Origin of the sequence: Streptomyces eurythermus (assembly GCF_014649115.1) — a bacterium.
Classification (GTDB): Bacteria; Actinomycetota; Actinomycetes; order Streptomycetales; family Streptomycetaceae; genus Streptomyces; species Streptomyces eurythermus.
In genome coordinates this window covers 361,905-387,045 of the sequence record NZ_BMSK01000002.1, presented here as the reverse complement: position 1 = coordinate 387,045, position 25,141 = coordinate 361,905, and the positions used below count along the sequence as shown (strand labels likewise).

The window sequence follows — 25,141 nt, the reverse complement described above, 5'->3', positions numbered from 1 at the left end:
CGCCGCACCTTGACGGAAAGGCGACCGTACATGCAAGCAACTGGACGGCTGTCCGTGTCGGTCCTGGGCGCCGGACTCATCGGTATGGACCTGGCGACCAAGATCATGCGCTCGGACTGTCTCGACCTGCGGCTCGTCGCGGGGCGGCACGACGCCGCCGAGCTGCGGCGGGCTGCCCGGCGCGGGCTGCCGGTGGCGACCGGGGGCATCCAGTCCCTCGTCGACGCCGAGGAGGACTTCGACGTGGTGTTCGACGCCACCAACGCGTCGTTCCACGCCGAGCACGCGGAGAAACTCGCGGCGTCCGGGGCGATGATCGTCGACCTGACGCCCAGCAGAGTGGGGCAGATGATCGTCCCGGGCGTCAACCGGGAGGACATCGGCTCCCACCGCGACATCAGCATGGTGACCTGCGGCGGGCAGGCGTGCGTACCGATCCTGCACGCCATCGCGAGAGCGCACGAGATCGACTGCGTCGAGGTCGTGACCACGGCCGCCACCCTGAGCGTGGGCCGCGCCTCACGCCTGAACCTCGACGAGTACGTGCAGACCACGCAGGACGCGATCCGCTGGTTCACCGGCGTCGAGGACGTGAAGGCGCTCGTCAACATCAGCCCGGCCCGGCCCGCGGCCACCTTCCGGGTCGCCATGTACCTGCGGGGCCGGGACCTCACCACCGACTCGGTGCGCGCGCTGGTGACGAGAGCCGCTGACGAAATCCGCACGTACGTCAAGGGGTTCGGCGTCAGCGTGTGCACCGTCAACGACTCCACGGCCTTCGTCTCCGTGGAGGTCACCTCGTCCGGTGAGCGGCTGCCGCACTACGCCGGGAATCTCGACATCATCAATTCCGCCGCGATCCAGGCCGCCGAGTGTTACGCGGCGGGCCGGCTCGCACTGGCAGGCAGGGAGACGGCATGAGCCAGGAAGCGGCCCGGGACGCCGCCGCGGGCAGGCCGGTCCAGATCCACGACCCGACGCTGCGCGACGGCCAGCACGCCGTGCGGCACAGCCTCGGCGCGGAGCAGCTCCGCGCCTATCTCAAGGCCGCGGACGCCGCGGCCGTCCCGGTCGTCGAGGTCGGCCACGGCAACGGACTGGCCGCCTCGTCCCTCCAGGTCGGCCGGGCCCGGCTGAGCGACGACGAGATGATGTCGATCGCCCGGGAGACCCTGACGACCAGCAAGCTCGGGGTTCTCATGTTCCCGGGCTGGGCCACCACCCAGGACATCAAGAACGCCCTCGCGTACGAGGTCGACCTGGTGCGCATCGCGACGCACTGCACCGAGGCCAGCGTCGCCGAGCGCCACCTCGGCTTCCTGCGCGACGAGGGCGTGGAGGCGCACGGCATCCTGCTCATGACGCACATGGCGAGCCCCGACCAGCTCGCCGAGGAGTGCGCGCGCCTGGTCGGGTACGGCGCCACCGGTGTGGGCATCCTCGACTCCTCGGGGCACTTCCTGCCCTCGGACGTCACAGCGCGCATCGGGGCCATCCGCGCCGCCGTCGACGTGCCGGTGATGTTCCACGGGCACAACAACCTCGGCATGGCCGTGGCGAACTCGGTCGCGGCGGCCCAGGCGGGGGCCGGCATCCTCGACGCGTGTGCGCGGGGCTTCGGCGCCGGCGCCGGCAACACCCAGCTGGAGGTCCTGGTGCCGGTGCTGGAACGGCTGGGGTTCCGGACGGGCATCGACCTGTACCGGCTCCTGGACGCGGCGGACATCGCCGGGCGGGAGCTGATGCCGGCGCCGCCCACCATCGACTCCGTCTCCATCGTCAGCGGGCTGGCCGGGGTGTTCTCCGGATTCAAGAAACCGGTGCTCGACATCGCGGCGCGGGAAGGGGTCGATCCGCGCGACGTCTTCTTCGAACTCGGCAGGCGTCAGGTGGTCGCGGGCCAGGAGGACCTGATCGTGGAGGTGGCGCTGGCCCTGCGCGCCGCCCGGGACGGGGGAAGCCCGGCGGGCAGTGGGACCGGCTCATGCTGACCGTGAACGAGAACTCCCGGTACTTCGTGCCGGCCCCCGCGGTGGGAAGCATCCTCGGGGGCGCCGAGCTGGCCGCGCTGGGCGAGGTCGTCCGGTCCGGCGAGAGCCTCTCGCAAGGGCGGTGGCGGGAGGCGTTCGAGCAGGCGATGCGCGAGCACGTCGGCAGCCGGTACGCGATGACCGTCACCAGCGGAACCGTCGCCGTCGCGCTCGCCGTGCACCTGCTGGACCTCGCCCCCGGTGACGAGGTCATCGTGACCCCGCAGACCTTCAAGGCCACCGCCGACCCCCTGCTGGCCCACGACGTGACGGTCCGTTTCTGCGACGTGGAGCCGGACACCCTGAACGTGGACGTCGACTCGTTCGAGTCGCTGATCACTCCGCGGACCCGGGCCCTGATCCTGGTCCACTACGGCGGCCGGCCGGCCCGCATGGACGAGATCATGCGGGTGGCCCGTCGGCACGGCGTCCGGGTGATCGAGGACTGCGCGCACGCGCTGGGCGCCCTCTACCGCGGCCGGCGGCCGGGCGTGCTCGGCGACATCGGGTGCTTCAGCTTCCACTCCAGCAAGAACATCACGACCCTCGGCGAGGGCGGCATGCTCACCTTCGACGATCCCGAGTGGGCCGAGCGCCTCGACCGCATCCGCTCCAACGCCGCCGACGGGGTCCTCATCCCGTCGCCGCTGTCGGCCGGGCCGTACGAGCACTCGGAGCCCTGGATGATGTGGGCGGGGGACTCGTACGAGAAGGAGTGCCTGCGCATCCGGCACCCCGGGAGCAACGCCACGCTCAGCGAGGCCGGGGCGGCTGTGGGGCTCGTCCAGCTCGAGCGTCTCGGGGAGCTGGCCGGGCGGCGGCGATGGATCGCCGGGCGCCTCGCCCGGACGCTGGCGGAGTTGCCGCAGGTGCGGCTGGCCGACGTGCCCGAGGACGTCCTCCACCCCTACCACCTGTTCACCTTCTTCGTCCGGCCGGGACAGGGCGTGAGCCGCGACGAGGTCATCCACGCCCTGGAGGACGCCGGGGTCCAGGTGCAGGTGCGTTACTTCCCCCTGCATCTGCGCCCCGAGTGGCGGGGCCGGGGCCACCGGCTCGGCGAGTGTCCGGTCACCGAGCGGCTCTGGTTCCACGAGCAGGTCAATCTGCCCTGCTACCCGTCGATGACCGACGGCCAGGTGGAGCACCTGGTGCTGGCCCTGAAGTCCGCGCTCACCGGACGGCGGGACACCGGCGAGCGCGGCACGTCGAGTTACGAGGAGGCCCGGGCATGACGGAATCCTATGACGTGGTGGTCGTGGGAGGCGGGCCCGTGGGCCTGGCCACCGCCTGGCAGGTCGCCGAGCGCGGCCACCGGGTACTGGTCCTGGAGCGGCACACGTTCTTCAACGAGAACGGGGGCACCAGCGGCGCCGAGCGGCACTGGCGGCTCCAGTACACGCAGGAGGACCTGTTCCGCCTGACGCTGGAGACCCTTCCGCTGTGGCGCGCGCTGGAGAGCCGCTGCGAGCGCCGCCTCATCCACGAGATCGGCAGCCTCTGGTTCGGGGACACCGACGTCGTCACCAACGAGGGCCAGATCTCGGGGACCGCCGCGATGATGGACAAGCTCTCGGTGCGCTACGAGTGGCTCAAGTCCGCCGACATCGAGCGGCGGTTCGGGTTCCGCGGCCTGCCCCGGCACTACGAGGGGTTTCTCCAGCCGGACGGCGGGACGATCGACGTCAGGGGAACGCTGGCGGCGCTGTTCACCCTCGCCCAGGCGGCCGGCTGCACCCTGCGCGCCGGGGAGACGGTGACGGAACTCGTGCCGGACGCGGACGGGGTGAGCGTCACCACCGACCGGGGCACCTTCCGGGCCGGCAAGGTGGTGCTGGCCTGCGGCCCCTACACCAACGACCTGCTGGAACCGCTGGGCGCGCGCCTCGCGTACTCGGTGTACGAGATGGCCATCGCGGCCTACCGGCAGGCCACGCCGGTGACGCAGGCGCCGTTCTGGTTCGCCTTCCAGCAGCCGACGCCGGAGGACACCAACCTGTTCTACGGGTTCGGCCACAACCCGTGGGCGCCCGGGGAGTTCGTGCGCTGCGGGCCGGACTTCGAGGTGGACCCGCTCGACCACCCCTCGGCGGCCACCGGCGTCGCCGACCGGCGCCAGACGGACCGGCTCTCGGGCTGGCTGCGGGACCATCTGCCCACGGTCGACCCCGACCCGGTGCGGACCTCGACCTGCCTGGCCGTGCTGCCCACGGACCCCGAACGGCAGTTCTTCCTCGGTACCGCCCGGGACCTGATGACGCACGGGGAGAAGCTCGTCGTCTACGGGGCGGGCTGGGCGTTCAAGTTCGTCCCGCTGTTCGGCCGGATCTGCGCCGACCTGGCCGTGGAGGACTCCACCGCGTACGACATCTCGCGGCTCGCCCCGCAGTCGGCTCTCTGACGTGGCCGCGAGAAAGGAAGGTGACAGAGCGTGAGTTCATTCCGTCCCGAGGATCCCGGCCTCCCAAGGATTCCGCCGGATCGCGCGCGGGAGTACCGCGACCGCGGGTGGTGGCGTCCCGAGCGGGTCGACCGGCTGGTGCTGCGGCACGTGGCCGAGGATCCCGAGAAGGAGGCCGTCCGCGGCCCCGGCGGCCGGCTGACCCGGCGTGAGCTGGCGGACGCGGTCGCCGGCGCCGCCGCCCGGCTGGCCGGCCTCGGGATCGCGCGCGGGGACCGTGTCCTGGTCCAGCTCCCCAACGACCTGGAGCTGGTCGTCCTGCCGCTGGCACTGATGCGGCTGGGCGCCCACCCGGTGATGGCGGTGCCCACGCTGCGCCGCCGCGAGCTGCTGGCGGTCGTGGCGGCCACCCGGCCCACGGCCGTGGCCGTACCACGCCGCTGGCAGCGCTTCGACCATGTCGCGCTGGCGAGGGAACTGCGGGAGAGCTGCCCGAGCATCCGGCACATCCTGGTCGCCGACCGCGCGGCGGACGCCGTTCCCGAAGGCACCGAGGACCTGGTCGAGCTGTGCCGACCGGACCCCGGGGCGAGGCCCCTGCCCGATCTGGGGCCGCCGCTGGCCGATGAGCCCGCCGTCTTCCTGCTGTCCAGCGGGACCACCGGCCCGCCGAAGGCGATCGCGCGCGCCCACGAGGGCTACGGCTACATGATCCGCACGGCCGCCCGGTGGGCCGGGCTGTCGCCGGACACGGTGTACCTCGCCGTCATGTCGGGGGCGCACGGGTTCGTCCTCAACTGCCCCGGCATGTTCGGCGCCCTGGCCTTCGGCGGCCGGGTCGTCCTGGGCTCGCCGGGAGATCCAGGGGCGGCGCTCGACCTCATCGACCGGGAGGGGGTGACGCACACGACGCTGGTGCCCGCGCTGGTCACCCAGTGGCTGGGCGAGGCCGGGCGGCGGGGGCGCGGGCCGACGTCACTGCGCGTGCTCCAGGCCGGCGGCGCCCGTCTGGAGCCCGCCCCGGCGGCCGAGGCGCACAAGCTGCTCGGCTGTACGGTGCAGCAGTGCTACGGCATGAGCGAGGGGCTGCTGACCTACACCGCGCTGGACGACCCCGGTGACGTCATCGCCCACACCCAGGGGCGGCCCGCCTCACCCGGCGACGAGATCCGCATCGTGGCCGAGGACGGCACCGAAGTGGCACCCGGCGAGATGGGAGAAGTGCTGACCAGGGGCCCGTACACGGTCGCCGGGTACTACGCGGCGCCGGACGCCGACGCGCGCGCCTTCACCGACGACGGCTTCTACCGCACCGGCGACCTGGCACGCCTCCACCCGTCGGGCGGGCTGGTGGTGGAGGGCCGGATCGGCGACGTCATCAACCGCGGCGGGGAGAAGATCTCCGCCGGGGAGATCGAATCGCTGCTCGCCGAGCACCCCTTGCTGCGGGCGGTCGCGGCGGTCGCGATGCCGCACCCGGTGTGGGGGCAGACGGTCTGCGTCTTCGCCGTCCCCTCCGACCCGGAGCAGCAGCCGACGCTGCTCGGCCTGCGCCGCTTCCTCACCGAGCGCGGCATCGCCACGTACAAACTGCCCGAGGACATAAGGGTGGTCGACGCCCTGCCGATGATCGGCGTCGGCAAGATCAACCGGGTCGCGCTCCGTGCGGCGGCAGCGGACCGGCAGGCCCGAGAGGAACGGGAACCCACCCCATGACCGAGGCGTTCGACCACGACATCCCGTCGTTCCCCATGGCCCGCGAGTGCCCCATGCACCCGCCCGCCGAGTATCGCAAGCTGCGCGGGCAGGAGCCGGTCAGCCGGGTCCGCATGCCCGACGGTCAGGTGGCCTGGCTGGTCCTCAAGCACGATCTGGCCCGCAAGCTGCTCGCCGACCCGCGGGTCAGCGCCGACCGCCTGCACCCGGCGTTCCCGGGCCGGCTGACCGCCGAGCAGCGCGCGGCGACCGAGCGCGTCCGCCGGCTCACCACCCGGCGGTCCATGATCCACCTGGACGGGGACGAGCACGGGGCTCACCGCAGGATCCTGACCGGCGAGTTCTCGCTGCGCCGGATCGCCGCGCTGCGCCCGCGTGTCCAGGAGATCGTCGACCGGAGCATCGACGAGATGCTGGCCGCGCCGCAGCCGGCCGACCTCGTCGAGCACGTGTCGCAGGCGGTGCCGTCGCTGGTGATCTGCGAGCTGCTGGGTGTGCCCCACGAGCAGCGCCGCGACTTCCACGAGTGGGCGGGCATGCTGGTCAGCCGGTCCGTCTCGATACGGGAGCGCGCCGCGGCCTCCGACGCGCTCAACGACTTCCTGGAGGACCTCGTCACCGAGAAGGAGCGGGGTGAGCCCACCGACGACCTGATCGGCCGGCTCATCGCGCGCAACCGGCAGACGCCGGTGATGACGCACGACGAGATCGTGGGCACCGCCGTCATGCTGCTGGTCGCCGGGCACCAGACCACCGCGAACATGATCTCGCTGGGCGTGGTGGCGCTGCTGGAGAACCCGGAGCACAAGGCACGGATCGCGGCCGACCCCTCGCTGCTGCCCCCGGCGATCGAGGAGATGCTGCGCTACTTCAGCGTCGTGGAGAACGCGCCCGCCCGGATCGCCACCGAGGACATCGCGATCGGCGGCGTGACCATCCGCAAGAACGAGGGCATCGTCGTGTCCGGGCTGGCCGCCGACTGGGACGACGAGGTCTTCGAGCACCCGGACCGGCTCGACTTCGAACGCGGCGCGCGCCACCACGTCGCCTTCGGGTACGGAGTCCACCAGTGCCTCGGGCAGAACCTGGCCCGGGTGGAGCTGGAGATCGTGTTCGAGACGCTGCTGCGCCGGGTTCCGGGCCTGTCGCTGGCCGTGCCTGCCGAGGAGCTGCCGTACAAGGACGACGCCGGGATCTACGGCATCTACCGGGTGCCGGTGAACTGCTGAGGAGAGGGGCACGCCCGTGCACATCACCGCGGACAGGGGGCGGTGCGTCGGCGCCGCCCAGTGCGTCCTGGTGGCGCCCGCCGTCTTCGACCAGGACGAGGAGGGGCTGGTCGCGCCCGTGACGGTGGATCCGGCCGGGGCGGATCGGCCGGCCGTCCGTCAGGCGGTCCACCTGTGCCCGTCGTCGGCCATCCGGATCGACGAGGAGTGACCGGCGGAAGCCGCCGTCCGAGACGACTCGGGCGGCGGCTTCCGTCCTGTCCGGCCGTCGGTGTCAGGCCGGGGTTCGCCGGTCACTCGAAGAAGGCCATGGCGACCCACCGCCGCACCAGGCCCCGCCCCGCGCTGACCGGCGCCATCCGGTGCCAGGACGAGGGCGATGCCGAGTAGAGCCAGGCGGTGCCTCCCGTCGGAAGCATGGTCGAGGCGGGGCCGGCCGACCTGTCCGGGCCGGACCAGTACTCCTGTTCTCCGCCGCCGTCGGCCGGCCAGTGCTCGTTGGTGTGCAGTACGAAGGCGAGTCTCTTGTGCTGTTTGCCGACGCTGAGGTCCTCGAAGTCGCCGTCGTGGTGGTGGTAGATCTCGGCCCGGCGGTGGAGCCCGGTGGTGTCCACCCCGGTCTCGCGGCGGAGCCAGTCGGTGAACTCGTCGGACAGCAGGTCGGTGACCAGTTCGCGCCAGGGCGCCGCCAGAGGGATCTCATCGGGGGTGAGGCCGGTCTTGTTGTCGGAGACCGGCAGGACGGACGAGCGGTAGCGGCGCCGTGCCTCACCGGTGGAGGTGTCGATCCGCTGGAACAGGCCCTCGTCCGGCGCGGTGGCGCCGAGGTCGGCCAGGTGGCGCGCGGAGAGCAGACCGGCGCCGCGGAAGTGCCGGAAGGGGTGGTCCCACGTTTCGAGCCGGACGTCCAGGTTGATCAAGACTCGTACCTCTCGGCGGCCGGCGTGTGCACCGGTTCGGGTATCAGGGCTGCCCCGCCAGTGTCACCGTCCCGCTTGCCGTGTGATGGCGCGCCGGTTTGCGAAGACCTTGCCGATCCCCGGCAGCGGCCGGGCAGCGAACCGACGAGGGGTCGGCAGGGGCCCGCGGACAGGCTGTGGCCAGGTCAGGCCCGGGCCGTCCCGGGCCCACGCATCGACCCCAAGGAGACACCGTGGTGCTGACGCTCGACTCGGCGCTGGAGGAACGTACCCAGCCGTTCCAGCTCTTCCGCGGCCGTGACCTGCTCGACGACGGGCAACTGGACGAGCTGCTCGCGACCGTGCCGACCGCCGACGTCGCGAAGATCGCGGTCGAGGACCCGAAGCACGAGAAGCAGTACCGGATGAACCTCGTGGACCTCATCGTCCTCGAAGAGGAAGCCCCGGTCTTCCCCCGCCTGCCCGGGGTCTGGCGCGACCTCGTGGAGGAGCTGCGCGGCGCCGAGTTCACCGCCTGGCTGGAGAAGTCGACCGGGATCGAACTGGCCGGCCTGCAGCGCAGCATCGGCCTCTACACCCACCGCAACGGCGACTACCTGTCGGTACACAAGGACAAGCCGACCAAGGCGATCACCGTGATCCTCTACCTGAACCGTGACTGGCCCGTCGAGGCGGGCGGGCAGTTCCAGATCTTCGCGTCCCCCAAGGAGGGTCCGACGGAGGAGATCAGCCCGGTCGGCGGCCAGCTGCTCGCCTTCCCGCCCACCGACAAGTCGTGGCACGCGGTCTCGAAGATCGAGCACCCGGAGGGGACCGAGCGCATCACGGTCCAGATCGAGTACTGGCTGACCACCGGGCTCGCCGGCTCCGCGTACCGGCCGCAGAACTGACCGTCCCGCGCCCGGCACCGAAAGGACCCCCCATGGGAAAGATTGTGGACGAACCCCGGAAGATCCTCGTGATCTGGCCGCCGCAGGTGCTCAGCTACTTCAACGCGGGGCACCACCTCGCGCTCTACCAGGTCACCGGTCACCTGCGCGCCGTCTACCCGGGCGCCCAGGTCACCGCGATCGACGCCAGTGTCGAGCGGCTGACGTGGAAGGACCTGGGCAGCAGGCTCTTCCAGGAGCGGTACGACGTGATCGCCGTGATGAACGAGTTCGACGGCATCGACGGGCTGCGCCGGCTCGTCTCCTACGCACGGGCGCTGAACCCGGACGCCCCGATCGTCACGTTCGGCAGGCTGTCCGGGGTCAACCCCCGCTTCTTCGAGCGCTTCGACATCGACGCGATCGTGGAGAACGGCGACTTCGAGTCCGGCGTCGTCGCCGCGATCGATGCCTTCCGGGGCCGGGCGGCCGACGCGGCGGGGGTGCACCTGCGCCGCGACGGCTCCTGGGCCGCTCCCAAGCGCCGCGGCGACCTGCTCCCGGCCGAGGACTGGTACCTGCCGACGCCCGACGAGATCCCGTACGGGCACTACGACGCCCTCTACTTCGACGACGCCAACAAGTTCTGCGGCATCCCGCGCCGCCGCGAACTGGTCGTACCGGCGGCTCGCGGGTGCCCGGTCGGCTGCTCCTACTGCGAGGTGCCACTGATCTACACGCGGAAGGAACGGCGGCTCACGGTCGAGCGGACGGTCCGGTACATCGAGGAGTCGTTCGCCGCGGCGCCGTTCGAGTACGTGGCGTTCTACGCGCCGACGTTCACGCTGGACAAGAAGTGGACGGAGGAGCTCTGCCGGGAGCTGACCGGGCGCGGTTCCCCGTACCCGTGGAAGTGCGCGACGACGGTCCACCACCTCGGCGAGGGGATGATCCGGTCGATGGGGGCGGCCGGCTGCGTCCGGATCAGCGTCGGTCTGGAGACGCTCGACCCGCAGGAGGGCGCGTTGCTGCCCCGGGCGAAGCAGAAGTCCGCGACGGACCTCGACCGGCTCTCGGCCTGGTGCGAGGAGTCGGGCATCGAGCTGAACTGCTTCGTCATCGTCGGGCTGCCCGGCACCACGATCGAGGGGGCCGAGCGGACCATCGAGGCCGTCCAGCAGCGCGGGGGCCGGGCCCGGCCGACCGTGTACGCCCCCTGGGAGCTCGCCGACCCGGACCTCCCCGACCACGAGATGGCCGCGTTCAACCGGCAGTTGTTCGTGCCGGGCACCCACGCGCTGACCGACGACGAGCTGGCCCGCGGCTATGACATCATCTTCGGCAGCCAGCCGGACGTCACGCAGGTGTTCGAGAACATCCCCGCCCGCGCCGCCGGCCCGGCCCTGCGCCCGGCATGAGGGACGAAACGCTCGTGCCGGCGCGGGAAGGGGCGGGCTCCCCCTTCCTGGGGGAAAGCGCCGGCCGGTTCCGCAACCGGCGGGTCCGGGTCCCCGACGAGATCAACCTGAAGAACTGCGGGCTGCTGGACAGCCGGGCGGCGGCGGTGCACCGGGCCACGCTGGCGGAGTTCGACCCGGACGACGTGCTGACCTACCCCATCCTCCAGCCGGTCTACGGCATGCTCGCCGACCGGTTCGGGGTGGACACCGACTCCCTCGTCCTGACCGCGGGCAGCGATCCCGGGCTGAACCTGCTGACCCGCGCGTTCCCGGAGGTGTCGCGGATCGTCCTGCACCAGCCGAACTTCGACGGATGGGCGAAGTTCGCGGCGATCTCGGGCTGTGTCCTGGACCCCGTGGCCCCGGACCCGGAGACCGGGCTGTTCGACCTCCGTGACCTGGCGCGGCGGCTGCGCGCGGGTGCGCCGGCGTTCGTCGTCGTCACCACCCCGCACAGCTTCACCGGGCAGGTGCACGGAAGGGAGGAGCTGGCCGAGCTGGCGGACGCGGTGGCGGAGCACGGCAGTCTGCTGGTCGTGGACACCGCCTACCTGGCGTTCACCGAGGGCGGCGAGGAGCTGGTGCGCGGGCTCGCCGGTCTGCGGCACGTCGTCCGCGTCAACACGTTCTCCAAGTCCTACGGGCTGTCGGGCGCCCGGATCGCGGTGACGGTCGCGCACCCGGCGACCGCCCGCCACCTGTTCGACCTGGACCCGGAGGGCTCGGTCTCCGCTCCGGCGGTCGCGCTGCTGCGGCGCTCACTGGAGGAGCAGGCCGTCTTCACCGCGATCTGGGCCGACGTGCGGCGGCTGCGGAAGCGGTTCGCGGCCGAGGTCGAGCGCGCGGTGCCCGGCTGGCACGCCCGGCCGAGCGGCGGGAACTTCGTCACCTGGGACGTCCCCGATCCGGCGGACGCCGGGGCCGCGAGCCGGCACCTCCTGGGGCGGGGGATCGTCGTACGGGACCTGTCCGGCGCGCCGGGGCTGCCGGCCGCCGTCCGTATCGCGGTCGCGAACGAGGCCGTCGTCCGTCGGGTCGTCGCCGCCCTGGGCGACCGGTACCGCGAAGGGGTGACATGAACACCCGAAGGATCATGGTTCCGGGCCTGCCCAACGTGCGCGATCTGGGCGGGCTGCGCGGTCCCGGCGGGGGGTACCTGCGGCGGGGGCTCCTCGTCCGGGGGCCGGCGCCGTCTCCGCAGACGGCGCCGGCGCTCGGCGGCCTGGGCATCCGTACCGTCGTCGACCTGCGTCTGGAGGAGGAACGCCGGCAGTACCGGGGGCCCGAGTACACGGGCGCGACCGTGCTGTCCCGGCCCGTGGCCGGCGACATGAGCCGTATCCGGGGCAATGCGCGTCCCCGGCCCAGCGACTACCTCGCGAACTACCGTGACATGCTGACGAGGGCGGCGCCGGTCGCGGCGGAGATCGTGGACCTGCTCGCCGAAGGTGCGGAGGTCCCCGTCTACATCTGCTGCGCGATGGGCAAGGACCGCACCGGCGTCGTCAGCGCCCTGGTCCTGCGGGCGCTCGGGGTGCGGACGGCGGACGTCGCCCGGGACTACGCCCTGACCGCCCGCGCCTACCGCGCCCTGCGCAGCGCCGACGCCCGCCCGAACTGGACCCGCGAGGACACCCTCGCGCAGTTGCGGCTGCGGACCTCCACGCCGGCGGCGACGATGCGCTCCCTGATCGCCGGGATCGAGGCCGAACACGGCAGCGTCGCCCGGATGCTCACCCTCCACGGCCTCCGGGAGGAGACCCGGCTGCGCACGGTCGTCGGCGCGTTCACCCATCCCGCTCACCTGTGAGGAAGAAGACGTGTCCCTAGTCGACATCGAGACCATCAGCCGGGCCGAGCTGGAACAGGACCCGTTCGGCCACGTGGTGATCCCTCGCTCGTTCGTCACGGACGCCGTCGCCGAGAAGCTGCGCGGCGAGTTCAGCGACGACGGCTTCGAGGAGTCCGAGCGCACCGACCTGAACCGGTCCGACAAGCAGTACCGGATGTTCAACCGCAACCTCGTCACCGCCGGCGCGGTCGACGAGGACCAGGTGCGCACGCTCCCCGCGAACTGGCAGCAGTTCGTCGCGGACGTCGTCTCCCGGCCCTACCGAGAGGCGCTGTCCGCGCTCACCGGCGTGGACCTGGAGCGGTGTCTGGTCGAGGCCCGTATGACCCGCTACGCGCGGGGCTGCTGGATCGAGCCGCACACCGACCGCCCGGACAAGGCGGTGACCCACCTTTTCTACTTCAACGACGGGTGGGACCCGGAGTGGAGAGGTGACCTGCGGCTGCTGCGCAGCGCGGACATGGCCGACTGCGCGAAGCGGGTGGCGCCGACCACCGGGACGTCCGTCGTGCTCGTCCGCTCGGACCGGTCCTGGCACGGCGTGCCGCCGGTCGCCGACACCTGCCCCGTGGACCGGCGGGCACTGCTCGTGCACTTCGTCCGCCCGTGATCCCGTTCCTAACCGGCCGGGGGCGGAAGACGCCCGGGAAGCGCACCTATCTCGTGGCGCTGACCGTCGACTGCGTGGGCAACGGCCTGTGGGCGCCGGTCGCGCTGATCTTCTTCACCCGGGGTCAGCACCTCCCCCTGGCGCATGTCGGTGCCGCGCTGACGGTCGGCGGGCTCCTCGGCCTGCTCGCGGGGCCGGTGAACGGCCTGCTGGTGGACCGGTGGGGTCCGGCGAACGGGGCAGCCCTGAGCTACGCCGTGCGCACCGGGGTGTTCGCGCTGTTCCCCTTCGTCTCCGCCACGTGGCAGGTCGGCGCGCTCGCCGTCGTCGCGGCTGCCGCGGACCGGCTGTTCTGGACGGCCAGCACCCCTCTGCTGGCCCGGCTGGTCCCGGCCGGGGAGCTGATGGGCGTGCTGAGCACGGCGAGCGTGCTGAAGGTCGGCGGGTGGGCGGCGGGCGGTGCGATCGGCGCGACCGCCGGGGGCCTGCTGATCGACAGCGGTACGGGACTGCACCTGGTCGCGTACGCCAACGGCCTCACCTACGCGGCGGCCATGGGCCTGGTGCTCACGGTGCGTCGGCACCTCCTGCCCTCCCCCGCGGCCGAGCCCGCGGCCGACGGGCGGGCGTGGCGGTGGCGCGACCTGCGCGACGCCCCCGGCTTCCTGCGGCTGTGCCTGCTGACGCTGTTGCTGGCGTTCGTCTCCGACTGTCTGACGACGATGCTCCCGGTGGTCGCCGTCGTGGTGCTGAGGCAGCCGTCGTGGGTGCCGGGGGTGGTGATCGGCGTCGCCTGCGGGGCGATGGCCGTGGCCCGGCGGCCTGCGGTCGCCTACGCGCGGCGGGTCTCCGCCCCGCGGGCGCTGCGCCTGGCGGCCGGCTTCTTCACCCTGTCGGTCCTCGTCATGGCGCCGTCCGGCTGGGCGGGTCCGGTCACCACCGCGGTCGTCCTGGGCGCGGCACTGATCGGCACGCTCGGCGACGCGCTGTTCGCCCCGGTCGTCACGACGACGGCGAACGCCGCCGCGCCGCCCGGTCTGGAGGGCCGCTACAACGCGACTTTCCAGACGTCCTTCGGGATCGCGGGCGCCGTCGCCCCGGCGGCCGGAACGGCGCTGCTGGCCCACGGGAACACCGTGCTGTGGCTCGGCCTGGCCGCCGTCTGCGCGGGGACGGCCCTGTCGGTCGGGTTCCTCACGCGGCCCACCCGGCCGGTGGCGGCGCCCGCGGCCGCGCCGCTGCGGCGGATCGTCGTCGGCGGGATCACCGGCGCGGGCAAGACGACGCTGGCCGCCGCCCTGGCCGGGGCGCTGGACATCAGGCACATCGAGATGGACGCGCTCTACCACGGTCCCGGCTGGACCCACCGGGCGGAGTTCGCGGACGACGTGGAGCGCGCCACGCGGGCACCGGCGTGGATCTGCGACGCCCAGTACCACTGGGTCGTCGGCGACCTGCTCGGCGAGCGCGCCGACACGTTCGTCTGGCTCGACCTGCCCCGCCGGACCGTCATGCGCCGCGTGCTGCGGCGCTCGGTGGTCCGGGCCGCCACGGGCCGGGAGCTGTGGCACGGCAACCGGGAGACCTGGCGGTCGATGCTGCGCAACCCGCGCCACCCGCTGCGCTGGGCCTGGTCCCAGCACGCCACCCGGCGGGCCGAGACGGCCGCTTTCCTCGGCCTGCACCCCGGCCTCACCGTCGTCCACCTGACCGGTGCGAGGCAGGCACGGCAGTGGCTGCGCTCGATTCCGCACCGGACCCTTTCGCCCGACCCCTCACCACTCAGCTCAGGAGGCACCCCCATGCAGGACCGTTGGCGAGAACCCGCTCCCCCTGGTGAGCCGCTGCTGGAGATCCACGGCGGGAACCGGCTCTCCGGGGCCGTCCGCACCTCCGGGTTCAAGCACTCCTTGGTCACCACCGTGGCCGCCGCGGCCACCGCGAGCGCGCCCGTGCGCATCGAGAACTGCCCGGACATCGTCGAGACCGCGGTGCTGGGCGAGATCTTCCGCGCCGCGGGCGCGCACGCGCACTACGACGGGGCGGCCGAGACGTTCACCGTCGACGCGTCCGCCTGGGACCGCGCGGAGCTGCCGGCCGATCTCGTCGGCCGCATCCACGGTTCGCTCTACCTGCTGCCCGCCCTCGTCTCCCGCAACGGCGTGGCCCGGCTGTCCGCGAGCGGCGGCTGCCCGATCGGCGAAGGCCCGCGCGGGAGGCCCGTCGAGCACCTGCTGGACGTGATGGGGCGGTTCGGCGTCACCACCCGGCTCACGGCGGACGGCTCCGTGGACCTCACGGCGCAGCGGCTCACGCCCTGCACCATCGACATGCTCGACTACACGCGCAACAAGGCGCTCATGAGCGGGCCCTGCTACAGCGGGGCGGTCAAGACCGCGCTGCTGATGGGCGCGGTCACGCACGGGACGACCACGCTGAAGCACCCGTACCTCAAGCCCGACGTGACCGACATGGTCACCGTGCTGCGCGACCTGGGCGCCGACATCGAGTTCGCCGGGCCCGAGACGTGGGTGATCCACGGGCGTGGTCCGGAGTCGCTGGACCGGCCCGCCGACGTGACCCTGATCCCCGACCTGATCGAGGTGGTCACCTGGATCTGCGCCGGTGTCCTGCTGGCGGACGAGCCGCTGCGGATCACCGGGCCGGGCATCGACCGCGCGGTCCACGCGCTCGCGCCCGAGTTCGACCTGCTGGACCGCATGGGGGTGCGGGTCGACGTCGGCGTCGACGAGGTGACCGCGCACCCGCTGACGAAGCCGTTGCGGCCCGTGGAGTTCACCGCCATGTCACGCGGCGTGTTCAGCGACAGCCAGCCCTTCCTGGCCCTGCTGGGGGCGTACGCCGAAGGCCCCACGTACATCAGGGAGGCCGTCTGGGAGCACCGTTTCGGCTTCGCCCCGGAGCTGGGGGCGCTCGGCGTGCGGACGGCGGTCGACGACACGGTCCTGCGCGTCGACGGCCCCTGCCCGCCGTACCGGCCCGGCACCGACCTCCACGCCACCGATCTGCGCGCCGCCGCGGTCCTGCTGCTCGCCGCGCTCGCGGTACCGGGCCGGACCACGCTGCGCAACCACCACCACCTGGCCCGCGGTTACCGCGACCTGGTCGAGGACCTGGTGAAGCTGGGCGCCGACATCCGGCACACGACGGCGCCCGACGTCCGGCCGAAGCCCACGGCGGGGGCCGGTGTGGACCCGGCCTGACGTCCTGAGCCGCGACCGCGGCGGGGCCCTGCCGGAGTGAGGAGGCTCTGGGCGCGCTCGCCACCACCGCCCGTCCGGGCGGGCGCGTCCCAGCCTCATGAGTCCAGGAACCGCTTCCCCACGTACTCGCCGGGCCCGGGGTCGGGGGACGTACGCGAGCACCGGCGCACGGTGTTCCGTGTACGGGTGCGGGTCGTCCCTCGTCGTGGCCTGGTCGGCGGCTCCGTTGTCGTACGTGCTGCCCAACGACGCCGAGCCGCGCCGCACGGCCGCCGCCGCGGAGGTGCTGCCGGCCGGGCAGCGAACAGGGCGCCTGACTCCTCCAGCGCGAGCCGGAAGAAGACGCCGCGAACATGGCCGGCATCGGCCTCGCCACACCGGAGCACTCACGTGGCCGGCAGAGAGCGGGCCCGACTTCCCGGGCGGGATACCAGACGCTGACCATCAGCTCACGGAAGTGCCCAGGGTCCCGCGATGTCGTCCGGCCGTGACCGGTCGACAAGGTGCAGTTGCACCGTGCCCACCGGGTACGGACCGGTCGGCACGGGCAGCCTGAGTCGTGTCATGGCCGACTTGGCGGCGGCCGGATCGGCGATGGCGGCGAGCGGCCGCCGGGGCATCGGCCCGTGGGTATACATTCCCGGGAATGAGCGGTGAGCCGTTCCATCCGCTGCGAGGCCGCCCGGACCGGGCCGATCCGGCTCCGGGTCGCCAGGCGGGTTGATCCGCGTGGGATATCAGGTGATCTGGCCCTCCGACGTCAGTGAGCGTTTTCAGCGCTGACGCTCCAGGGTGAGGTTGGCTGCGGCGATTGACGACAGGCGGTTCGGACTGCAGCGTGCCCTGCGGAAGATCCGCCAGGACTTCAACCGTGCGACACCCCGTTCGACCGGTGCTCGTGCCGCTGACAGCGCTCGGTTCGTCGTGCGCTGAGTCGGTGCGAGTTCTCGGTGGGGCGGGCGTCCGGACGGGTGTGGTCACCCAGGGCCCGGCGCCGATGTAGGCGCGGTCGGCGAGGACGGGGACGCCCTGGCGTTCGCAGATTCGGATGATCTTGTGAGTGCGGGCCGCCGTGAGGTCGTGCGTGCGGCCGGGAAGCGCGGGTGAGATCCACAGCAGTCTGCCCGTGGGATCGGTCATGACCTGCACGTTCACGCCGTGGCGGCGGTGCTTGTGGGTGTAGTCGGCCCGGCTGTCGCCGATCCGGTCGCACTCGGCAAGCGTTCCGTCGAGCAGGACGTGCTTGGGACCGGCCTCCCGCAGCACCCGCAACAGGCCGGGCGCACGTTTGGACAGGTGGTGGATGACGGCGGCGGTGTAGGCATGACGGTGCCGACCGAGATCCCGAAGCCGGCCGCGATCTGCGCCAGGGCGTCGTGCCGGCGCAGGTACACCAGGCCGACCAGGGCACGTTGGTGCGGCGGGAGCTTGCAGCGGCGGTAACCCTCGCGGGTGACGATGAGCATGGTGACCCACTCGACCAGGGCGTGAGGCAGGTCGAGTGCGGCAGGATAGACAATCAACGAAGCTCCCGCGCCGGCGGGTTGAGACGTAGAACACCTCCTCCAACGGCACGGGAGCCTTGTGCGTTGCGGGGCCCGGCCCCGTCACCCGATTAGTGGCCACGCTGAAAGAGCTCACTGGCCCTGGACCGGCTCCACGCTCTCCCGAATCCCGGCCAGCGCCTTTCCCGTGCATGCGAACAGCAACAGTCCGACCGGTGCTGTGGAACCCGGCGCACACCCGAAGCGACAGACGGGCACTCGTCCTGCCCAACATCAGACACGGAACGCGTGACGGTCTGCCGACTCTGTCGGTAGACCGTCACGAAAGATCGAGGTTAGGCCCATCTGACATGACAGGGCATCACCGGGCGGTTCCGCCCAACCTGCGAACTTGCAACGTTACTGGGCTTGGAGGGCTGCGCGGTTTCTGGCCTGTTGGTCTCGCGAGCGCGATATCTTGCGTCTGTAGGGATCCAGGGGTCGGTTTTGCTGCTGTCAGGGTTTAATGATGGCGGCGGGCAGTGTGTCGGTGAGGATCGCTTCCTTCGGCAGGGTCAGACCGAACCGCTGTTCCAGGATCTCCATGGGGCGCCGCTTGTCGACTTCCAGTGCGGCGACCAGCTCGGCGTTGTCCCCAAGGACATTGACGACTCCTGCCCAGTCGTCGTTGTTGAGATCACACATCACTTCGTACACACCGTCATGGTTGTAACGGAAATATGGGGGAGGGACGTTCGGGTGCTCGGCCATGAAGTAGAGCTCGTATGTATGCGCACCGCCGTGAGAGATCTCAGGAGTGTTGAATTGGCTAAGAGTTTCCTGCCAGGGGCCGTAGCCGATGCAGAAAAAAAGGTCACTGACTGATCCATAGCGGACGCCTACGGTCGCGTTCACGGGCTTGCTACGGTCGATCTGGAATAGGTCGGCTTCGAATGCATCATGTGTGCGCAGGCCGATGAAGCGGGGCTCGGTGTCAGGAACGAGGCGGCGTACGAGGTCTTCGGGGGCGATACCACGCGCGAAGATAGCGCAGTAGCCGCCGGGGAGCGGAACCGGGTCTTCGAGCCACTGAAGGCCGTCGGTCATGAAGCAGTATCTCCTGCCGGGAAAGGAGTGGGGGCGGCGTCACTTTAGTCGAAGCGCACCGCCCCCGCACGTTGTTCAGGTCACTTGACCGTGCACTTCACAGTCGTTGAGGTTGCGCTGCAGCCGGAAAATTCGGGGGCGTAGTACCAGTAGGCATCCTCTTCGAGCAGCCGGTTCGGCTGCGTGAACTGCGTCGGGAATGGCTGCATGGACTGCGTGTTCATCCAGTTCGACATGGTGGAGCGTCCGCAGACTTCTTTCCACGTCGGCGCAGCTTGGCGCATGTCGTCATAGAAGTGCCACACATCGGTTTGGGTGCGCTGTGAGTATGTCTGCACACACTGATTACCCGAAGAGACAGGGTTGAGTCCGTCGGGGGCCGGCATGCCGCCGCTGTTGTAGGTGGCGGCATAGGCGAACTCGTCACACGACAGAGGATCATTCCCGCTGGGCGTGTTCCCCGGGAGCGTGGTCGTGTCGGGGTTGCCTGACTTTGCGGCCCAACCTGACGGACAGATCACGGCACGGTTCTGGGTCGGTGTACGCCCGGTGCTGGAGCCGCTGGCCGGCAAGTACAGCAGCGGCTTGCCAGCTGTCTGGCTTCCGGGGTGATTGGGTAACTTGGTCTGGGTCAGCCAGGCGTGTGCGACGGAAGCCGGGAACTTTTTGAAGTTCATGACCCAGGTCGGCTTGTAGGCGGAGAACACACACCCCGGCGTAGCCGTGGCGACGGCATCACAGCGGATGTCGAGATCAGGGAACGAGTTGCCGATGTCCCCGTCGGGGAAAGCGTCCGGCAGCTGGTTGGGGACGGTGTTGTTCCACTTCCAGATGAGCTGCACAGGGACGATGCCGCTGGCCTGTACACCGCTGACGGTGTGCGTGAACGTCGCGGTTGCCTCGTGGTAGTCGACGCCAGTCGTCGACCAGGTGGGAGGCGCCGACCACGTGGGGGCGCTGGTGGCGCACTGAGGGGCGCAGTTGAACTTGGGTCGCAAGGTGAGCGGTCCCCACTCCGAAGCCTCGCCGACCGCGTCGCGGAAGGACAGAGGCTTCAAGCTCCACTGCTGGGTGAATGTATCCGATTTGACGTCTGTCTTGATCTCGATCTGCGAAGCGAAAATAGCGCGACCGACCGGCCATATTTCTCCGTTGGGAAGTTTGGAATAGATCGTGTTGGTGATTTCGTTCGCCTTTTTCACGCAGCCTTCGGTGCGCTTGATGTAGTCTTGGCCGACCGCGGCGCCGTCGCACCAGGAGACGAGGCTGGAGTCACCGGCGGTGCGCAGCCCCTTTGCCACCTGCGAACGCTCGTCAGGCGTCATGTCGGCAGGTCTGCCAAGCGTGGCACAGTAGATCCTCGCGCCTGTCTCCTTGCAGCCCTTGCCGAGCGGTGCTGGCAACTCGTCCCGGGTCAGCGAGCTGGGGGTGCCAGGGGGCGAATTCACATGGTCGTTGGTGACCTGCGGCTTCTGGTACTGGTCCAGGTCGACGGCCGGCGCGTCCTTGTTGGGCTCAGGCAAGGTGATGTCGACGGCGTGGTTCCGGATCGTGAACTTCGCCCACGGGGACCAGTCAGTCTCGTACAGGCTGCCATCGTAGGCGGAAGTACGGAAGGCATACGTCCAGCCGGGCTTGAGGTAGCCGTAATCGATGGTGACAGAGGCTTTCTCACCGGACTTGACGTAGCCGGAGACGGGCATGCCGTACTGGTTCTCATAGGTATCGACGTGTGCCTTCGGCGAACCGTCCGTGTTCACCGTCCACACATCGAACGTCAGATCACTCTGGTCGCCATCCGGGTCGGTCACCGTGTTGCGCAGGGTCACGGTGGTGCGATCCACCTGCCATGTATCCCCCACCTTTGTCCATGCCGGACCGGCCTCCGGGGTTTTGCCCGAGACGGGCCGCCCACCGGCAGCCGCGAGGGCGTCGCCGTGGAGTTCGGGTCCTGCGGCCGGCGTCGCCGACGGCGGCAAATGCAGTCTGCTGGCCGTATTTGGCTCGATTGGGGCCGTCTCGGCAGAGGCCGGCATGATGCTGGTCAGCGTCAGCAGCATCGCACCTAAACCCGCACGTAACCACCAGCGTTTATATCGATGCACGTAGATTCGAATCCTTCCCGTGAGGGTGCTCATGCAGTGTGCTTTTCGCACAAGCACAAGATCCTACGAGGGAAGATCATGGGGTTGGAAGACTATTTACAGTCACCTCAGTGGGCGGTTCGTGTGACGATGCCCGTTTCAAGCTGAGGTGAGAGCTTGCCGCGTGGACAGAGCAAGCCGCAGCGCTCACACCAGGCCACTTGTCGTCTCCAGTCGCTGCGTTTGCGGCCAAGGACAGGAGCGTGCCGTTCACCACCAGCACCGCACCGAGCGCAGCCAGAAGAACACCACGCAGCCGGCCCACCGCCATCCGCCATCCGCCGGGAAGGCCTGACAACCGTTCCGGGCTCTAGTCGCGCCTCGCCTGCCGTAAGCCGCATTCGCCCGTCCGATACGGTCGGAGGTCCGTAGTCCGCCTGCAGTGGTCGTGAGCCGAGTACGACCCGGAAGCTTTTTGTCCGCGTCTCGGCTGCCCCGGCCATCGCCGGATGCAGGGTGGTTCCATGCCGGGCTTACGAATTGGTCAACGCCGGTGTGCGGTTGCCGCTCGGTGGGGTGGTTTGGGGGGAAGCGCGGGTACGTCGTGGGGTTTCCGGGTCATTGGCTGTGCGCGTCGGTTCGTTCGGGCCACCGGGCACCGTCCGCCTCAGCACTGGCCGGACGGGCGGTGTCCGGATGACCTCGCCAGTCACCCAGTTGTCTGGGTGACTGGTTAGACGCCACCGCGTACGCCCGCTGGGCCGGGAAGGCGCTGCCCACAGCCCAGCAGTGGGAAAAGGCTGCTCGGGGCCCGAGGGGCGGGCCTATCCCTGGGGCAACGGCTGCGAAATGCAACGTTGCGGAAACTGGGATCGATACGACCATGCCAGTTTTCCGTTACCAGTCCGGTATCAGCCCGTTCGGCGCGTGCGTATGTGTGGCAACGTGTGGGAATGGTGCTCCACGGAGGAGTCGCCCGGCAGTGGCCGGTATCATTTGAAAGGAAGCGCCTTCACGTCACCCTTCGAACGAGCGGTGCCATCCCCCCTGAATGCGGCGGATGCCGCAATGCGGGATAATGACGCGAAATTCCGTTGTGCAGCCGCAGGGTGAAGCGCGTGGTGTCCCAACAGAGAGGCCGATTTCCGGTAGAGATTTTTGCTCATCGGTTGCGGATAGCGGGACGGCTCCGCGAGCAATCCACCATCGCGGCGTCGGCGTACCGTATGGTCCAGGCCGCACGGCCACAGTGAGCATTTTCAGCGTTGACGCTCCAGGGTGAGGACGGCTGCGGCGATGGCCGTCATGCGGTTGGGGCTGCAGCGGGCTTTGCGGAAGATGCGCCAGGACTTGAGTCGCGCGACGCTTCGTTCGACCGGTGCTCGCGCCGCTGACAAGGCCCGGTTGATTGTCTGCTGGGTCGTGGTGAGGTCCCGGTTCGGGAGCCGTCTGATCGGTGTGGTTACCCAGGGGCCGGCCCCGATGTAGGCACGGTCGGCGAGGACGGGGACGCCCTGACGTTCGCAGATCCGGATGATGCGATGGGCGCGGGCGGCGGTCAGGTCGTGCGTGCGGCCGGGCAGGGCGGGTGAGATCCACAGCAGGTTGCCCGCGGGATCGGCTACGACCTGCATGTTCATTCCGTGACGGCGGTGCTTCTGGGAGAAGCCCGCCCGGCTGTCGCCGGCACGGTCGCACTCGGCGAGCGTCCCGTCGAGCAGGACGTAATCCGGATCGGCCTCGCGCAGGACCCGCAGGAGGCCCGGCGCCCGGCCGGACAGGTGCTGGACGACGGCTTGGACGTAAGCGTGGGCGGTGCCGACGGATATGCCGAAGCCGGCGGCGATCTGCGCGAGCGTGTCGTGCCGGCGAAGGTAGACCAGGCCTACCAGGGCACGCTGGTGGGGCGGCAGCTTGCAGCGGCGGTCACCCTCGCGGGTGACGATGAGCATGGATACCCACTCGACCAGAGCATGAGGCAGGTCGAGTGCGGCAGGATGGTGAACCAGCAGGGCTCCTGTGCCAGTGGGTTGAGACTTCGAACACCTCCCCCAACGGCGCGGGAGCCCTGTGCGTTGCGGTCCTCATCCTGGCTCGGCCTGGGTCACTCGATCAGTGGCCACTCTGAAAGAGCTCAGTAGTCGTCCGGTCTCGCCGGGCTTGACCGGTGGCTCACCTTCCCGTTCCCTTCGTGCGGCCAGTCGGGCGGCGAGCAAGCTGAGGTGGTGCCGCTCCGGGAGGCTGGTGGTGCGGCGGGCGGCGGTGCGGTAGTCGGCGACGGCGGCCTCCCTCTCCCCGGCGAGTTCGTGCAGATGGGCGCGGACGGCGTACAGCCGGTGGTGGCCGGCGAGCGCGGGGTGCGGGTCGGCGAGCAGAGCGAGGCCGGCGGCGGGGCCGTCCACCATGGCGACGGCGACCGCCCGGTTCAGGGTGATGAACGGGTTGTCCGAGATGCGGGCGAGCACCCCGTACAGAGCGAGGATCTGTGGCCAGTCCGTCTCGGCGGCGGTGCGTGCCTCGTCGTGGACGGCCGCGATCGCCGCTTGCACCTGGTACGGGCCGACCGGGCCGCGTGGCAGGGCGGCGGTGATCAGTGCGACGCCTTCGGCGATCGCGGCTGCGTCCCAACGGCTGCGGTCCTGCTCGGCGAGTGGGACGAGTTCGCCGTCCGCGCCGGTACGGGCGGGCCCGCGCGCCTCGGTGAGCAGCATCAGCGCGAGCAGGCCGGCCACCTCGGTGTTGTCCGGCAGCAGCGTGTGGACGGCCCGTGCCAGGCGGATCGCCTCCCGGGTGAGTTCAACGCGTCGCAGCTCGGGGCCGGTGCTGGTGGCATAGCCCTCGTTGAAGATCAGGTAGAGGACGTGCAGCACCGCGTCCAGCCGGGCCGGCCACTCGTCGTCGTCCGGTGTCCGGAACGGCACACCGGAGTCCTTGATCCGCCGTTTGGCCCGGCTGATCCGCTGGCCCATGGTCGCCTCGGGGACGAGGAAGGCGCGGGCGATCTCGCCCGTGGTCAGCCCACCTACCGAACGAAGAGTGAGCGCAATCGCGGAGGCCGGCGGCAGCACCGGGTGGCAGCACAGGAACAGCAGCGTGAGGGTGTCGTCGTGCGCGCTCTCGTCTCCGGTGTCGGCCCCCGGTGCCGACCGCCGGTCGGCCGGGATCTGCCCGGCCACCAACTCCTCGCGCCGACGGCGGGCCTGCGCACTGCGGACCTGCTCGGTCATCCGGCGGCCGGCGACCTGAACCAGCCAGCCGCGCGGATTGCGCGGCACACCCTCGGCTGACCATTGGGTGGCGGCGTGCAGCAGGGCTTCCTGGACGGCGTCCTCGGCATCGGCGAAGTCCCCCCAGCGGCGGGTGAGCACGCCGACGACCTGCGGCACGAGCGTGCGCAGCAGGTCGTCGACGGCTGGTGTGAAAGTCGTCACCGGGCGGCTCAGAGTTCGGCGGGCGGGGCCGCCATGACCTGGCGCACCTCGATCGGCATGTCGAGCGGCCGACCGCCCGGGCCGGGAGCGGCGGAGACGGCTGCGGCGATCTCGATCGCCCGCTGCTCGCCGGCGCAGTCCACGATCCACCAGCCGGCCACCCACTCCTTGGACTCCGGGAACGGCCCCTCGGTGACGACCGGCGTGCCGCCGCTGTGGGAGCGCACGATCCGGGCGGTCTCGGGCATGGCCAGGCCTTGGGCGTCGACCAGTTCACCGGCGGCGGCCAGGCCGGCATTGGTCCGCTTCATGAACCGGATGTGTGCCTGGATCTCCGCGGGCTTCCACTCGTCGAGCTTGGGGAAGTCGGCGCTGTCCTCGCTGAACTGCATCAGCAGCATGTACTTCATGATCCGCTCCTCGTTCTCGTACCCGCCCCAGGGCGGGGCTGTCATGGGTAGGTAGAAGCACGCCCGGCGTTTTCGACATACTTCCCGACGGGAATCCAAGGAGGAACTCACCGGTCACCCCAGAGGGAGACGAGCCGTCGGCGGCCGAAACGCCGCCGCGGAGGTGGGCGGGTGCTGCTGCGCTCGAGGCGGGCCACGGACATGACCGGCTCGTTTCCCCGAGATGCGGGAGGCGGCCCTCGCGCAGCTGCCCGAGGACGTCCGCCTGGACGGCGAGCTCGTGGTGCGGGAAGTCCGGCCGGCTCGCGTTCGAG

21 protein-coding genes and 2 pseudogenes are annotated in these 25,141 nt (G+C 70.7%); 15 read left to right on the top strand and 8 right to left on the bottom strand.

What is annotated here, in order from left to right:
• Positions 1 to 30 precede the first annotated feature (30 nt).
• From IE251_RS04435 to IE251_RS04405, 7 genes are read left to right on the top strand one after another with little or no spacing between them, the layout of a single operon-like run.
• The gene (locus IE251_RS04435; protein ID WP_189751571.1) at positions 31 to 921 is read left to right on the top strand and encodes an acetaldehyde dehydrogenase (acetylating); all 891 of its coding nucleotides are present in this window, start codon (positions 31 to 33) and stop codon (positions 919 to 921) included.
• Positions 918 to 1,991 (top strand): 4-hydroxy-2-oxovalerate aldolase, encoded by a 1,074-nt coding sequence (dmpG, locus tag IE251_RS04430; RefSeq protein ID WP_189751570.1) that lies wholly within the window; start codon positions 918 to 920, stop codon positions 1,989 to 1,991. The genes IE251_RS04435 and dmpG overlap by 4 nt, the downstream gene beginning before the upstream one ends.
• Positions 1,985 to 3,265: a DegT/DnrJ/EryC1/StrS aminotransferase family protein gene (locus IE251_RS04425; RefSeq protein ID WP_189751569.1), complete on the top strand. Its 1,281-nt coding sequence runs from the start codon at positions 1,985 to 1,987 to the stop codon at positions 3,263 to 3,265. Before dmpG ends, IE251_RS04425 begins: the two co-directional genes overlap by 7 nt.
• Positions 3,262 to 4,431 (top strand): FAD-dependent oxidoreductase, encoded by a 1,170-nt coding sequence (locus tag IE251_RS04420; protein ID WP_189751568.1) that lies wholly within the window; start codon positions 3,262 to 3,264, stop codon positions 4,429 to 4,431. Before IE251_RS04425 ends, IE251_RS04420 begins: the two co-directional genes overlap by 4 nt.
• A gap of 30 nt (positions 4,432 to 4,461) precedes the next feature.
• Positions 4,462 to 6,147, top strand: coding sequence for an AMP-binding protein (locus IE251_RS04415; protein ID WP_189751567.1), 1,686 nt, complete (start codon positions 4,462 to 4,464; stop codon positions 6,145 to 6,147).
• Positions 6,144 to 7,376 (top strand): cytochrome P450, encoded by a 1,233-nt coding sequence (locus tag IE251_RS04410; protein WP_189751566.1) that lies wholly within the window; start codon positions 6,144 to 6,146, stop codon positions 7,374 to 7,376. Before IE251_RS04415 ends, IE251_RS04410 begins: the two co-directional genes overlap by 4 nt.
• 16 nt (positions 7,377 to 7,392) lie before the next feature.
• A complete protein-coding gene (locus tag IE251_RS04405) occupies positions 7,393 to 7,587 on the top strand; it encodes a ferredoxin (protein ID WP_189751565.1) in 195 nt (64 codons plus the stop codon).
• Between the two features lie 82 nt (positions 7,588 to 7,669).
• Here IE251_RS04405 and IE251_RS04400 read toward each other — a convergent pair whose 3' ends face one another.
• Positions 7,670 to 8,296 (bottom strand): 2OG-Fe(II) oxygenase, encoded by a 627-nt coding sequence (locus IE251_RS04400; RefSeq protein WP_189751564.1) that lies wholly within the window; start codon positions 8,294 to 8,296, stop codon positions 7,670 to 7,672.
• Between the two features lie 233 nt (positions 8,297 to 8,529).
• Between IE251_RS04400 and IE251_RS04395 the strand changes: the two genes are divergently transcribed.
• From IE251_RS04395 to IE251_RS04370, 6 genes are read left to right on the top strand one after another with little or no spacing between them, the layout of a single operon-like run.
• Positions 8,530 to 9,186 carry a 2OG-Fe(II) oxygenase gene (locus tag IE251_RS04395; RefSeq protein WP_189751563.1) on the top strand — a complete coding sequence of 219 codons (657 nt, stop codon included), beginning with the start codon at positions 8,530 to 8,532 and terminating at the stop codon, positions 9,184 to 9,186.
• Between the two features lie 32 nt (positions 9,187 to 9,218).
• Positions 9,219 to 10,583 (top strand): B12-binding domain-containing radical SAM protein, encoded by a 1,365-nt coding sequence (locus IE251_RS04390; RefSeq protein WP_189751562.1) that lies wholly within the window; start codon positions 9,219 to 9,221, stop codon positions 10,581 to 10,583.
• Positions 10,580 to 11,704 (top strand): aminotransferase class I/II-fold pyridoxal phosphate-dependent enzyme, encoded by a 1,125-nt coding sequence (locus IE251_RS04385; RefSeq protein WP_189751561.1) that lies wholly within the window; start codon positions 10,580 to 10,582, stop codon positions 11,702 to 11,704. Before IE251_RS04390 ends, IE251_RS04385 begins: the two co-directional genes overlap by 4 nt.
• Positions 11,701 to 12,435, top strand: coding sequence for a tyrosine-protein phosphatase (locus IE251_RS04380; RefSeq protein ID WP_189751560.1), 735 nt, complete (start codon positions 11,701 to 11,703; stop codon positions 12,433 to 12,435). Before IE251_RS04385 ends, IE251_RS04380 begins: the two co-directional genes overlap by 4 nt.
• Positions 12,436 to 12,445: 10 nt before the next feature.
• On the top strand, positions 12,446 to 13,087 hold the full coding sequence (locus IE251_RS04375) for a prolyl hydroxylase family protein (protein ID WP_189751559.1): 642 nt from the start codon (positions 12,446 to 12,448) through the stop codon (positions 13,085 to 13,087).
• The gene (locus IE251_RS04370; RefSeq protein WP_189751558.1) at positions 13,084 to 16,311 is read left to right on the top strand and encodes a carboxyvinyltransferase; all 3,228 of its coding nucleotides are present in this window, start codon (positions 13,084 to 13,086) and stop codon (positions 16,309 to 16,311) included. The genes IE251_RS04375 and IE251_RS04370 overlap by 4 nt, the downstream gene beginning before the upstream one ends.
• A 449-nt stretch (positions 16,312 to 16,760) precedes the next feature.
• On the opposite strand, the gene IE251_RS04365 is transcribed toward IE251_RS04370, so the two are convergent.
• The 4 genes and pseudogenes from IE251_RS04365 to IE251_RS40680 all read right to left on the bottom strand — a co-directional run bounded on the left by IE251_RS04365 (position 16,761) and on the right by IE251_RS40680 (position 21,040).
• Positions 16,761 to 16,931 carry a hypothetical protein gene (locus IE251_RS04365; protein ID WP_373301965.1) on the bottom strand — a complete coding sequence of 57 codons (171 nt, stop codon included), beginning with the start codon at positions 16,929 to 16,931 and terminating at the stop codon, positions 16,761 to 16,763.
• A 153-nt stretch (positions 16,932 to 17,084) separates the two neighbouring features.
• Positions 17,085 to 17,834, bottom strand: a pseudogene (locus IE251_RS04360) (transposase).
• Between the two features lie 477 nt (positions 17,835 to 18,311).
• Positions 18,312 to 18,902 (bottom strand): hypothetical protein, encoded by a 591-nt coding sequence (locus IE251_RS04355; protein ID WP_189751557.1) that lies wholly within the window; start codon positions 18,900 to 18,902, stop codon positions 18,312 to 18,314.
• A gap of 80 nt (positions 18,903 to 18,982) precedes the next feature.
• Positions 18,983 to 21,040 carry a hypothetical protein gene (locus IE251_RS40680; RefSeq protein WP_229896581.1) on the bottom strand — a complete coding sequence of 686 codons (2,058 nt, stop codon included), beginning with the start codon at positions 21,038 to 21,040 and terminating at the stop codon, positions 18,983 to 18,985.
• 667 nt (positions 21,041 to 21,707) lie between these two features.
• On the opposite strand from IE251_RS40680, the pseudogene IE251_RS42380 reads away from it, so the two are divergent.
• A pseudogene (locus IE251_RS42380) lies at positions 21,708 to 21,755 on the top strand (hypothetical protein); the annotation flags it as partial.
• 80 nt (positions 21,756 to 21,835) lie between these two features.
• On the top strand, positions 21,836 to 22,099 hold the full coding sequence (locus IE251_RS42375) for an SUMF1/EgtB/PvdO family nonheme iron enzyme (RefSeq protein ID WP_491590676.1): 264 nt from the start codon (positions 21,836 to 21,838) through the stop codon (positions 22,097 to 22,099).
• Between the two features lie 146 nt (positions 22,100 to 22,245).
• On the opposite strand, the gene IE251_RS04340 is transcribed toward IE251_RS42375, so the two are convergent.
• The 3 genes from IE251_RS04340 to IE251_RS04330 all read right to left on the bottom strand — a co-directional run bounded on the left by IE251_RS04340 (position 22,246) and on the right by IE251_RS04330 (position 24,872).
• Positions 22,246 to 22,995 carry a transposase family protein gene (locus tag IE251_RS04340; protein ID WP_189751732.1) on the bottom strand — a complete coding sequence of 250 codons (750 nt, stop codon included), beginning with the start codon at positions 22,993 to 22,995 and terminating at the stop codon, positions 22,246 to 22,248.
• 75 nt (positions 22,996 to 23,070) lie between these two features.
• Entirely contained in the window at positions 23,071 to 24,417 is a 1,347-nt protein-coding gene (locus IE251_RS04335; RefSeq protein WP_189751556.1) for an RNA polymerase sigma factor, read from the bottom strand.
• A gap of 8 nt (positions 24,418 to 24,425) precedes the next feature.
• Positions 24,426 to 24,872, bottom strand: coding sequence for a YciI family protein (locus IE251_RS04330; RefSeq protein WP_229896580.1), 447 nt, complete (start codon positions 24,870 to 24,872; stop codon positions 24,426 to 24,428).
• Between the last annotated feature and the right edge of the window lie 269 nt (positions 24,873 to 25,141).